We start from the raw sequence: 12471 nt of genomic DNA, 5'->3' as shown, positions 1-12471 counted from the left end.
TAATAAATGCCTCATTTCACAATTAGTAAGTAACAACATTATACCATAAATTCCCATCTATTTCAGCCTCTAAACCACTAAAACGTTTACATTGAGAACTATAAGGCATATTCGTGACAAAGTTTTTTAAAAGTGATAGAATGAAGTTGTCTGGGGAAAATCCCCTAATAAAATTAAGGAGATGTTTAGAACAATGACTTCAACTAAACAACACAAAAAAGTTATCCTTGTCGGTGATGGTGCTGTAGGTTCATCTTACGCTTTTGCACTGGTTAACCAAGGAATTGCACAAGAGCTTGGAATTATCGAAATTCCACAATTGCATGAAAAAGCTGTTGGTGACGCGCTTGACCTTAGTCACGCCCTTGCCTTCACTTCACCTAAAAAAATCTATGCAGCTCAATACTCTGACTGTGCAGACGCTGACCTTGTTGTGATCACTGCAGGTGCGCCTCAAAAACCAGGTGAAACTCGTCTTGACCTTGTAGGTAAAAACCTTGCTATCAACAAATCAATCGTAACTCAAGTTGTTGAATCTGGTTTCAAAGGTATCTTCCTTGTTGCTGCTAACCCAGTTGACGTTTTGACTTACTCAACTTGGAAATTCTCTGGTTTCCCTAAAGAACGCGTTATCGGTTCAGGTACTTCACTTGACTCAGCTCGTTTCCGTCAAGCACTTGCTGAAAAATTGGATGTGGATGCTCGTTCAGTTCACGCTTACATCATGGGTGAACACGGTGACTCTGAGTTCGCTGTTTGGTCACACGCAAACATCGCTGGTGTAAACCTTGAAGAATTCCTTAAAGACACTCAAAATGTTCAAGAAGCTGAATTGATTGAATTGTTCGAAGGTGTTCGTGATGCAGCCTACACAATCATCAACAAAAAAGGTGCAACATACTACGGTATCGCAGTAGCCCTTGCTCGTATCACTAAAGCAATCCTTGACGATGAAAACGCAGTACTTCCACTTTCAGTATTCCAAGAAGGTCAATATGGAGTTGAGAACGTCTTTATCGGTCAACCAGCTGTTGTTGGTGCACATGGTATCGTCCGTCCAGTAAACATTCCATTGAACGACGCAGAAACTCAAAAAATGCAAGCATCTGCTAAAGAATTGCAAGCTATTATTGACGAAGCATGGAAAAACCCAGAATTCCAAGCAGCTTCTAAAAACTAATTTAACTATAGACAACTCCTTGAATCATCAGGGAGTTGTTTTTATCTATGTTATAGTAGATTGAAGTTGAAATAGCACCCTGTTACTCTAAAACGTTGTTATAAAATGCTTTAAATTCCTAATTGATTTGTTCAGATTTTATTTCAATCCATTATACATTTTCCCACAATAAAACGCATAATACCAAGGATTGTCAATACCTTATCTTATGCGTTTTTTCTGATTTCAAAGAATGTTGACTCGGCCTTCTTTTTTAATTATTTTCAAAATAGGAATCAACCAACTTTTGAATGCTCCCTTCTTTAGCTGCTGGAATGGTATCTGCTAAAACAAAATTCTTTCTACTGATATCTTGAGAGAGATTTCCAAAGATAAAATTAGTGGAAATGTTATAGATAATTTCTGAAGGAGCAAATCCATAAACTTGATTTTCTAGGATATGTTTTAAACGTTCTTCAGGATTTGGGAATGCATCTTTTAAACCATTGCTATTATATAACCGCTTCACAAGTTCTGCAATATAGAGGCCTGACTTCATATATAAATCAATAAAAGTTTTAGATGAATCTTCAAATATCTCTGGATTTTCCTTTTCTAAATCATCTACCATCCTTTTTACCACACGTTTAGGCGTGAAAATCTGGTTGGTCTTCTGCGGTGGAATATAATCAAAAATATCTTCTTTTTGATCTTTAAAATAATCTGCCAACTCCTTTTTCTTGCGGAGAAATCCTTGAATAGCTTCGTCAAATGTTGCTTTATCAAAGAGATGCCCTGCAAAATCTTGTCCACCATCTCTCAAATAACGAAATTGGTCAATCGTAATACCAGTCACCTCAAAGAAGACTTGCTCAGGAACAAAGGTATCAAAATTATCAAGTGTTAGAGATTGATTACCATAGGCCATGATGAAACTTGGAATTGTTCGTGCAAATCCTCGAAGATGGTCCCGAATTTCATCTTGGGCTGATTGTTTCAGCTGCTCAACACGTTTTATCTCAACTTGTTCGATAAATTTCTCAGGCATTTTTTCCACTTCTTTTTTGAGTGTTTGTTCTAATTTTTCTTTGTGAATAAGATTATTTTCTTCTAAACGTTTATCCAAATCTTCTTGAATCTTATCTTTTTGCTCCTTATCATTTGCTTCCTTGAGTTGTTCTTTCAACTCTTCCTTGATATGAGCTTCAGAAATTTTACGTTCTATCTCATTTTTTCGAATTTCATTCTCAAATATTGCTGTAATTTGTTTCTTGATGTGATCTGCTTCTCGAGTTTTAAGGTCATCATATCCAACTTTCAATTCCTCTACAATCACTGAAGAAACTGTCTTGCTCAAGTCATTGACTAGTTGCTTTTGAGTTTTATCTTCGTCCTTAGTGACCAGTTCAACAACAGACTGACCGAGTCCATAGACTTTTTCTCCAAAAAGTCGCATTTGCTGATTAACTACGATTTCATGGTCTACTACTGCATTCCCCTCATCATCTACTGTAACATCTGAAAAGTCTAATAGTTCAGATGATGTTTGTAACTTCCCTTCCTTTTCAACTGGGAGTTCATTTAAAATGTCTAGAACTGTTTGACTAGCTTGGAAAATACCGCTGATATTATCAAATAAGAGATTGGATATAAAGCCACGTTTAAGAACTTCTCTAGCTTTTATCTGGCGAGGAATGGTTAGAACCGCCTTAGCATCAATTTCAACCATCTGACCAGCACTATCTTCAGCTATGACAGGGAAGAAATTTAGTAATTCTCTGATATTTTCTTCACGAGTTGTCGAAGTCCCGCCGCCTCCTGCAGTCGCAAGCGATAAGTTGTTGGCAAACTCATCAAAGAGAATCAAGGTTCTTTCCGGCGCAAAGTCAAATACATAGGCTCTTTCTTTGCGAAAGTGATTTCCTTTGTTATCGGTCCATGAGTAAGGATTTTGAGCACGGAAGGCGGCCTGCATATAAAGTGCAGGTGATTTCAAATTTGATAACATCAATACGCCCGTCCATTCAGGGATAGTGACACCTGTCGTCAATTGACCGACGGATAGGGTGATGGTTTTGTCATTCTCTGCTATCGCTTTTCTAACCAAATCTAAGGATTTGAGTTTGACTTTATCGTCATCCTCAGACATACGCCCGTCGCCAGCAGCTAACACAATCTCATAATTTTCATAGATGGGATGTTCTTCTAGTAGAGCTTTTAAAGCTTTAGCTGAGGCTACACGTTCTAACAGCCAAAAAGTATGCTTGAGTTCATTTCGAAGTTCTTTAGTTGAAAATGGATATTTTTCATTGCTCGATAGAGTATCTAACCAATTTCTGACATCTTGCTCATGGATAAATTTCCCTTTATCATCTGTGGCGAAAAATTCACTCAAGTCAAAAGCATAGTCGATATTTTCGCCATCCAGTTGAGCACCTTTTTCTAACTCCTCACCAATCATCTGAGACATTTGATAGGTAAAGAGATTTAACTGAGGTAAGGTTTCATATGGATTTTCCTCTTCTTGCTCAGAAGACCAAGTCGATTTAGCAGACTGTTCATCCGCATAAGACCAGTTGTAGATTTGATCCTCTGTAAAATCTCCTTTGGCCAATGCTTTAAATGGTGTACCTGACAAATGCAGAGTAAAATTCCGTCGAATCTTATTAAAGGCTTGGTCAGTCTTGAAGGTATCAACTCCTTCATGAGCCTCGTCAATAACCAACAAATCCCAATGCAGATCAGTCACCCATTTGAGTTTATCGTGCTCGCCACCTAAATAAACAGAACCTTTCAAGTCTTGAAGACTGATAAAAGCAAGTTGTCTTACATCGTCATCTAAAATACCAACAAATTCTTTACGTGATAAGGTTGGACGACTCTTAAGGCTATCTGATTCAGAAACAAACTTATAAGTTGTTTGACCTGCTATGAATGTTTCAAAATCATCATACCATGAATTAGCAATGGCAGGCCTGTTGGTTACAATTAGGACATTAACAGCTTCCATTCGACGAGCTAGGTCATAGGTAGACAAGGTTTTACCAAATCGTGGCTTGGCATTCCAGAGAAATTTGCCTCCAGCATGTTCTTGGAAATAAGCTAACGTATTAGCAACTGCTTCTTCCTGCTCTTGTCGCAAGGTATAGTCCTGTCCTTGTCCAGGCTGATAACCTGATAAATCATGCTTAACAAACTTATCGAAGAGATTTTTTGATTTTTCAGGAGTTCCATTAAAATAGAACCATTCCGTCTTAGGACGACGCTCCACATCATGAAAAGAAAGGAAATGGTGGAAATCATGATCCTTAAAGGTCTTTCCTTTATCAGGTTCTTCCGTATAAGTCGCATCTCCAGTCCATAAGACATCTGTATCAATATGAGCTGTATGCGTTTGTTCTTTAATCCGTTGTCTGACATCACGCTCCGTATAACCAATCTTAATCCAGCCCTCATTGCTGGTTACCGTCGGTGTAGTGTAGGCATAGATTTTAGGATGAATTTCTTTAGTTGTTTTAATTTCTACTGGCATAAGTATTCCTTTTTTTAAAAAACTAAGATAATTTTTCTAACTCTGTTAAATCGATTCCCATCGTGTTTAAAATGTCATCAAACACTACAGTTTTAAATTCATCAGCATACTGATTGAATAGATTCATTAAAGCTTTATATAATCTTTGAAAATCTTTCTTATCAAGTACAATTTTTAAAAATAGAATAACCACTATAAAACGTTTATTATCATATCTCCTTATCCCAAAATGATTTGCTATTTGAGATATTCTGACATTTCTTAAATTAACATTATACAGTCGTTCATCATGTGCACAGATATTTCTAACTAGATTAGCCACTTTCAAACATGCACTTAAATCTGCACTAGATAGTCTAAATGTATTGTCTTTATTTTGTGTTCTATATTTATCTGTATAAAATTTTGCAATGATATTCTTTGTACTATCCGTTAAAATATTGTAAAAATTAGCAATGTTTCCCATTGTAAGAAAATTAACTAAAACCCAAAGTGGTACTTCCCCATGTTCCTCAATGTAATGTTTAATAGCGCCAGTTCTATCTACCTTATCATGAATCGTCTTGGTTAAGATAGAGATTTGTTGAAGAACTTTTTTAGGATCATTGTCTACAAAATTTGCAATATCTAAATAAGCATTCTTACGAGGGTGTTTTTTAGAGAATTCATATGCAACTGTGGTCTTTATTGAATTTTCGAATATCAATAAATATTTCAATAATAATATCCTTAGCTCTCTATCAAATAAAAACAAGGCCTTTAGTTCGTTAAAGTGGGTTCCTTTTTGATAAATTTCAGGTTCAACAGGTCGATTATTGCTGTCCTTTACTAAAAATAAATCTTTATAACCGTTTATAACATTGTAATAGTTTTCTTGTTCTAAAAATCTCTTTGGCTTTCCATTCGTTGGGACTACAACACCCCTATTTCTTAAGATTGTTAACTGTTGATTAAATGTTTTATGTTCCTTCAAACTTATCTCCTATAAAATAAAAAGGGTCAGGGCATCGTATGCTTCCTGACCTAATCCTATATATCTATTATAGATCACTGAGCGCTATTTGTCAAATAAAAATACTTCTCTAATCCATCTCCCTTACATGTGTCTCAATAAAGGCAATTTCCTCAGGAGAAAGGTCATATTTTTGATAGAGCTGACGGTCAATATCAGCCACTGATTGTGTCCAATCAATGTCCGAATTGACCGTAAAGTCTTGGAGAGGGACGTAATACCAAGTTTTGCGTGAATTATGCTGAGTAACTTTCAAAACACCTAATAATACTCTAGCGAATTTAGTTTTAATAAATTTAATACAAGCATCGGCTTCAAATTTTGTTTTAAAATTACCAATAGATAAAAAAGTATCTGTATGCCCGATTAGGGGTTCCCCGATTAGGGGTGTTGATAAGACTTCACCTAAGGCACCACTTCCATTAGCTTCTGGTACAAAAACATTATAATTTTCGAATGTTTCTGGTAAATCTAAATATTTTTTATTGATATATCGATAAACACGTTCGGAGCCAATTCTTCCAAGTAGAGCAACATGGTCTTTTTCTTCTTTGTTTTTGAAAACAAAATCTAACTGAGTTAGTGATTTCGAAACAATTTTATTTTTTGTCCCTTTTCCTTGCAGCTTTTCAGCATTTGGATAATCAGGAAAAAGTTGATTTGAAAATCTATAAATACCTTGAGGATAAACTAAATCAGAAAAAGTTTCAAAGTCTGGATGTTTTTCTATTTTTTTTACAATACTATTCAAAGATTCAAAAATAGTAAATACTCCGATTGGTCCCAAATCTTTATCGGCATCACGATAAGTTATTGCTACTCCACCCTTAATATCTGTTCCTGTAAATACTTTACCGCTTTTAAGTTCATAGAATTGAACTTTTAAATGCTTATCTTTAAGCATCTTTTCCATCCAATTTTTAGGAGTTTGACCAGCTTTAAATAAAAATCTTGCTGGGGTGATTAGTATCGATTTATCTGCGATTTTAATAGCTTCATCAATAAAAAAGTGATAAATTGGTTCATCTCTAGCTTCCCCTGTTTCCTGATATGGCGGATTTCCTATCACGACATCAAATTTCATTTCACTTTCCTCGCTAGATAGGCACTCAAAACCTATCATTCTATTCTTTTTCCAGTCTTTGATTTGAGTTTTAGATTCTTCTACTTCTTGAATTTCTAGCTCATCTGTAAACAAGCTTAGTTGTTGAGATTGTCCTTGGCTAGCTGAATAAGGACTATTTTTTTCCAATCCATCCATCTGAAAGACATTGTAGGATATAATAGTCGCAATTTCTTTCTTTTGCTCTAAGGTTGGTTGATTTCCAATCTTTGCAAGATAGTAGTCCTCAAATGTTGCTAAAAGATTTTCACGCGCCAAAAGGAGAGAATCTCCTTGATACTCATAACCATAAGAAGCTCGATAAGCTTTTTTTACAAGTTCATAGAAGGTAGCTTCGTCCGAAACCTCACGACTAATGCGCTGCAATTTTCTATCTACAAAACCAACTCGTTCAGATAATGGAATTTCCTCACCAGTTACGGTATCATAGCGCGTTACCATATAAGGTGCTTCACCACAGGTAATTTCTAGCCAGCGCACTTGGATATAATCTTCAAGATTCAGAGTTTCAAGTTCAGCTTCAACGTAACCATTTTGCTTTTCAACTAACCAAGTTGGCGTAAAAACTTCGGCTCTAATCTTAGTCCGATCTTTTTGCTCATATTTGGATTTTTCAGATCTGGGTTGAATCAAGTTGGCATAGGTTCCCGTCACCTTACTTGGATTGATGCGATCACTTGGAGCAAATCCCTTTCCTAACAATTCATAAGAATGCGTAGCCCAAACAATTGATTTCTTTGTCGTTCGATCTTTTAAAAGAATTTTTAATAAGTCAGCCGATTCTTTAGATAAACTTTCTTCACTAATATCTATTGTCATAAGCAACCTCTCTTATATTGTAAGCCCTATTATATCATATTTTAAAGAATGAAAATTTACTTGGAAAAAAGTAATTCAATAAATATCTCTCCGATGACCAACTTCTAAAGTAGCAATGACTAATTCATCATCTACAATTTGTACGATAACTCGATAATTACCAATTCTATAGCGCCATTGACCAACGCGATTACCAACCAAAGCCTTTCCGTGTCGTCTTGGGTCTTCCAAAACATTGGTTTGTAAATAGTTTGTAATTAGCTTCTGCGTATAACGATCCAATTTTTTCAATTGCTTGATGAAACGTCTTGTCGGAACTAATTTATACAAATTATTCATCCTCCAAGCCTAAATCATGCATCATTTCTTCCCAAGTAATGGGTTCAACTCCTTTTTCCAAGTCTTCTAAATACTCTTGATAGGCTAAATCTGCCACACGAGCATCGTATTCGTCTTCTAAAGCTTCAAGAGTTTTGGTGCGGATAAGTTCCGACAGGGAAACTCCTTCAAACTTAGCCATTGCTTTCATAAATGTTTTATCAGCTTCAGAAACTTTTAATGTAATAGTAGTCATCTTTTGCACTCCCTTTTTTAATGGTAACACCATTGTATTACTTTTTAGGTGTTCAGTCAATATAAAAAGAACACCTTCTCAGCGTTCTTTCTATATATCTGTCAAGGGTGTTGCGGTATCTGGTGAGGTATCATAAACCTTAAAGTCTACTCCGACTCCCAGATCAGCTTGTGCTAGCTGATTGACCATGGTCATGTGAGCCAGCTCCTTGATATTGTTTTCCTTAGACAAGTGACCAAGGTAGATTTTCTTAGTGCGATTTCCTAAGGTACGAATCATAGCTTCAGCACCATCTTCATTAGAAAGGTGACCCAGATCCGATAGGATTCGTTGTTTGAGTCGCCAAGCGTAAGATCCTGCTCGCAAAATCTCTACATCATGGTTGGACTCGATAAGATAGCCGTCCGCATTTTCGACAATTCCTGCCATACGGTCACTGACATAACCTGTATCTGTCAAAAGGACAAAACTTTTATCATCTTTCATAAAGCGATAGAACTGCGGTGCGACTGCATCATGGCTGACACCAAAACTCTCGATGTCAATATCTCCAAAGGTTTTGGTTTTGCCCATCTCAAAGATATGCTTTTGCGAAGAATCCACCTTGCCAAGATATTTACTATTTTCCATAGCTTGCCAGGTCTTTTCATTGGCATACAAATCCATACCATACTTGCGAGCTAACACACCTACTCCATGGATATGATCTGAATGCTCATGGGTAATCAAGATGGCATCCAGGTCTTCTGGCTTGCGGTTTATTTCAGCAAGTAGGCTGGTGATTTTCTTACCAGATAAGCCTGCATCCACTAAAAGCTTCTTTTTTGGGGTTTCCAGATAAAAGGAATTTCCACTGGAACCTGACGCTAAAATACTATATTTAAAGCCTATTTCACTCATTCTAGTCTTCTACTTCATCCTCCCATACTTCTTCTTTCACTGCATCCTTATCATAAGGGAGCACAATGGTAAAGGTTGATCCCTTACCGTATTCACTCTTGGCCCAAATAAAGCCCTTATGTTGTTTGATAATTTCTTTGGCAATAGACAGTCCCAAACCTGTACCACCTTGGGCACGACTTCTAGCACGATCCACACGATAGAAACGGTCAAAGATACGTGGTAAGTCCTGCTTAGGAATTCCTAAACCATGGTCAGAAATGGATAAAATCATCTGGTCTTCAGTTGTCTTCATTCTGACAGTGATTTTACCCCCATCTGGCGAATACTTAATAGCATTATTTAAAATATTGTCGACAACCTGCGTCATCTTATCTGTATCAATTTCCATCCAGATAGAATTGATAGGATAATCTCTCACCAACTCATATTTTTTCTCCTTTTCCTGTCCTTTCATCTTGTCAAAACGATTGAGGATAAAGGTAATAAAGGCAGTGAAGTTAATCAGTTCCACATCCAGATGACTGGTAGCATTATCAATCCGTGAGAGATGGAGGAGATCCGTCACCATGCGCATCATACGGTTGGTTTCGTCCAGAGACACCTTGATGAAGTCTGGTGCTACAGTTTCACACAAAGCCCCCTCATCCAAGGCTTCAAGATAAGATTTCACGCTGGTTAAAGGAGTCCGTAACTCATGGCTAACATTGGAAACAAAGAGTCTTCGTTCGCGTTCTTCCTTCTCCTGCTCCGTCGTATCATGCAAAACAGCCACCAAACCTGAAATAAAGCCAGACTCTCGACGAATCAAGGCAAAGCGAACTCGAAGGCTCAGATATTCACCATTGACATCTTGGGAATCTAGCAACAATTCTGGACTTTGGGTAATCAAATCACGCAATTCATAGTCTTCTTCTATCTTGAGCAATTCCAAAATGCTTCTATTCAGAACATCTTCTTTAACCAGCCCCAGTTGCTTCTTGGCTGTATCGTTAATCATGATAATCTGACCCCGACGATTGGTCGCAAGAACCCCATCTGTCATATAAAACAGGATACTATTTAGCCTCTTACTCTCTTGTTCTAGATTTTCCTGAGTGAGACGAATAACCTCCGACAAGTCATTCAAATTATTGGTAATGTTGGTGATTTCAGACCCGCCTTGCATATCAAGAACCTTGGAATAATCTCCTGCAATCAAATCTTTAACCTTTTGATTGATTTGCTTCAACCGAATATTATCACGTCTATTCTCCAGTAATAAGAGGGTCACAACAAGGATGAAACCTAACAAAATCAGGATAAAGATAAAATCTCTGGTAAAAATGGTTTGTTTCAGTAAATCAAGCATTATTTCTCATGTAATACCCTACACCACGGCGTGTCAAGATATACTCTGGTCGGCTGGGCGTATCTTCAATCTTCTCACGCAGACGTCGGACAGTCACATCAACTGTACGGACATCACCAAAATAGTCATAACCCCAGACAGTCTCAAGCAAGTGTTCGCGCGTAATGACTTGACCTGTATGCGATGCCAAATGATACAAAAGCTCAAACTCACGGTGGGTTAAGTCTAGTTCTTCGCCATATTTTTTAGCCACGTAGGCATCTGGCACAATTTCTAAATCCCCAATTTGTATAGGTTGAGGTTTGCTATCTACTTCCTGCCCATCTACTGGCATAGGTTGAGAACGACGCAGCAAAGCTTTGACACGCGCCTGCAACTCACGATTTGAGAAGGGTTTTGTCACATAGTCATCTGCTCCAAGCTCTAAACCGATAACCTTATCAAATTCACTGTCTTTAGCCGACAGCATGATAATAGGTACACTACTTGTCTTGCGAATGGTCTTAGCAACTTCTAAACCATCAATTTCCGGAAGCATCAAATCCAGAATAATAATATCTGGTTGCTCTGCTTCAAATTGCTCTAGCGCTTCACGACCGTTAAAAGCAGTTACAACTTCGTAACCTTCCTTGGTCATATTAAACTTGATAATATCCGAGATTGGTTTCTCATCATCTACAATTAGTATTTTTTTCATATGTTCACCTTTTTCTCTACTATTATACCAAAAAAATAGTCAGAAGACACAATAGCTAGTCTTGGTTACTGTCTAAGTTGGCTTTTGCATAAGCCTGCCAGATTTTTTGTTGGGGTTTGGCAAGTGGAACATCCTTGAACCCTTCTGGTGAAAGCCAGCGAACTTCCCTATCTGAAAAATCATGGAAGTCACTCACTTGACCTGCTACAATTTGAACATGCCATTTACGATGACTAAAGACATGCTTAACAGTCTCAAAATAAATATCAAGCCAATCAACATCTAGGTCATAGTCCTGCTGGAAACTCTCTTCTGGACTTGGGCCAAAGTTCACGCTTTCTTCTGCAACCTGATGAAAGAGGTCAAACTGCTCTTCTTGCGAAAAGTTATCAACTTCTATCAAGGGGAAATGCCAAAAACCTGCCAAGAGCTTTTCACTTTCATTTTTTTCAAGCAAAAATTGTCCTTGAGAATTTTTCACAACTAAGACTTTAAGATAAATGGGAACTGGCTTTTTCTTTGGTGCCTTAATTGGATAACGGTCCATGGTTCCATTCTGATATGCAGCACTAAAGTCCTTCACCGGACTCTCTTCTGGCCTAGGATTTACAGGCGCCTCAATATCTGACCCCAAGTCCATCAAAGCTTGATTAAAGTCACCAGGCCTTTCTGGGTCAATCAAGATTTCCATCATTGCCTGAAAAATTTTACGATTACTTGGAATCCCAATATCGTGGTTGACTTCAAATAGACGCGCCAAAACTCGCATGACATTACCATCTACAGCTGGCTCAGGCAAGTTAAAAGCAATACTGGAAATCGCTCCTGCAGTGTAAGGTCCAATTCCTTTCAAGCTGGAAATTCCTTCATAGGTGTTTGGAAATTGACCACCAAAGTCAGTCATAATCTGCTGGGCTGCAGCCTGCATATTGCGAACTCGAGAATAATATCCCAGTCCCTCCCAAGCCTTCAACAAACGCTCTTCAGGTGCAGTTGCCAAACTTTCCACTGTTGGAAACCAGTCCAAGAATCGTTCATAGTAAGGGATAACCGTATCCACCCTGGTCTGCTGGAGCATAATTTCAGAGACCCAGATATGATAAGGATTTTTACTTCTACGCCACGGTAAATCTCTTTTGTTTTCATCATACCAGTTGAGGAGTTTCTGACGAAAAGAAACAATCTTCTCCTCCGGCCACATGACGATACCGTATTCTTTCAAATCTAACATATCTCTAGTATAACACAGAAGATTCTAACTGTCCTTTTCCTAGTATTAAAAAGCCTCTTCCCAAGGGAAAAGG

At 37.6% G+C, this 12471-nt stretch carries 10 protein-coding genes; 1 reads left to right on the top strand and 9 read right to left on the bottom strand.

The window, feature by feature from the left end; translation table 11 throughout:
- The first annotated feature begins 193 nt into the window (after nt 1-193).
- A complete protein-coding gene (locus tag HW098_RS02280; RefSeq protein ID WP_000204726.1) occupies nt 194-1180 on the top strand; it encodes an L-lactate dehydrogenase in 987 nt (328 codons plus the stop codon).
- Between the two features lie 253 nt (nt 1181-1433).
- Here HW098_RS02280 and HW098_RS02275 read toward each other — a convergent pair whose 3' ends face one another.
- The 9 genes from HW098_RS02275 to mutY all read right to left on the bottom strand — a co-directional run bounded on the left by HW098_RS02275 (nt 1434) and on the right by mutY (nt 12398).
- Nucleotides 1434-4691: a DEAD/DEAH box helicase family protein gene (locus tag HW098_RS02275; protein ID WP_176139157.1), complete on the bottom strand. Its 3258-nt coding sequence runs from the start codon at nt 4689-4691 to the stop codon at nt 1434-1436.
- A 22-nt stretch (nt 4692-4713) separates the two neighbouring features.
- Entirely contained in the window at nt 4714-5664 is a 951-nt protein-coding gene (locus HW098_RS02270) for an Abi family protein (RefSeq protein ID WP_000658133.1), read from the bottom strand.
- Nucleotides 5665-5773: 109 nt separating this feature from the next.
- Nucleotides 5774-7645 carry an Eco57I restriction-modification methylase domain-containing protein gene (locus HW098_RS02265; RefSeq protein WP_176139156.1) on the bottom strand — a complete coding sequence of 624 codons (1872 nt, stop codon included), beginning with the start codon at nt 7643-7645 and terminating at the stop codon, nt 5774-5776.
- Nucleotides 7646-7720: 75 nt separating this feature from the next.
- The gene (locus HW098_RS02260; RefSeq protein WP_007284771.1) at nt 7721-7975 is read right to left on the bottom strand and encodes a type II toxin-antitoxin system RelE/ParE family toxin; all 255 of its coding nucleotides are present in this window, start codon (nt 7973-7975) and stop codon (nt 7721-7723) included.
- 1 nt (nt 7976) lies between these two features.
- Complete coding sequence (locus HW098_RS02255; protein ID WP_000208079.1) at nt 7977-8219, bottom strand: DUF6290 family protein; 243 nt, start codon at nt 8217-8219, stop codon at nt 7977-7979.
- Between the two features lie 90 nt (nt 8220-8309).
- Entirely contained in the window at nt 8310-9119 is an 810-nt protein-coding gene (locus HW098_RS02250) for an MBL fold metallo-hydrolase (protein ID WP_054384038.1), read from the bottom strand.
- Nucleotide 9120: 1 nt separating this feature from the next.
- The gene (gene vicK, locus HW098_RS02245; protein WP_176139155.1) at nt 9121-10470 is read right to left on the bottom strand and encodes a cell wall metabolism sensor histidine kinase VicK; all 1350 of its coding nucleotides are present in this window, start codon (nt 10468-10470) and stop codon (nt 9121-9123) included.
- Entirely contained in the window at nt 10463-11167 is a 705-nt protein-coding gene (gene yycF, locus HW098_RS02240) for a response regulator YycF (protein ID WP_176139154.1), read from the bottom strand. The genes vicK and yycF overlap by 8 nt, the downstream gene beginning before the upstream one ends.
- A 55-nt stretch (nt 11168-11222) precedes the next feature.
- On the bottom strand, nt 11223-12398 hold the full coding sequence (mutY, locus tag HW098_RS02235) for an A/G-specific adenine glycosylase (protein WP_176139153.1): 1176 nt from the start codon (nt 12396-12398) through the stop codon (nt 11223-11225).
- Between the last annotated feature and the right edge of the window lie 73 nt (nt 12399-12471).

Source organism: Streptococcus sp. 1453, from assembly GCF_013276955.1.
Classification (GTDB): domain Bacteria; phylum Bacillota; class Bacilli; order Lactobacillales; family Streptococcaceae; genus Streptococcus.
This window is presented reverse-complemented; position numbering and strand designations above follow the sequence as displayed.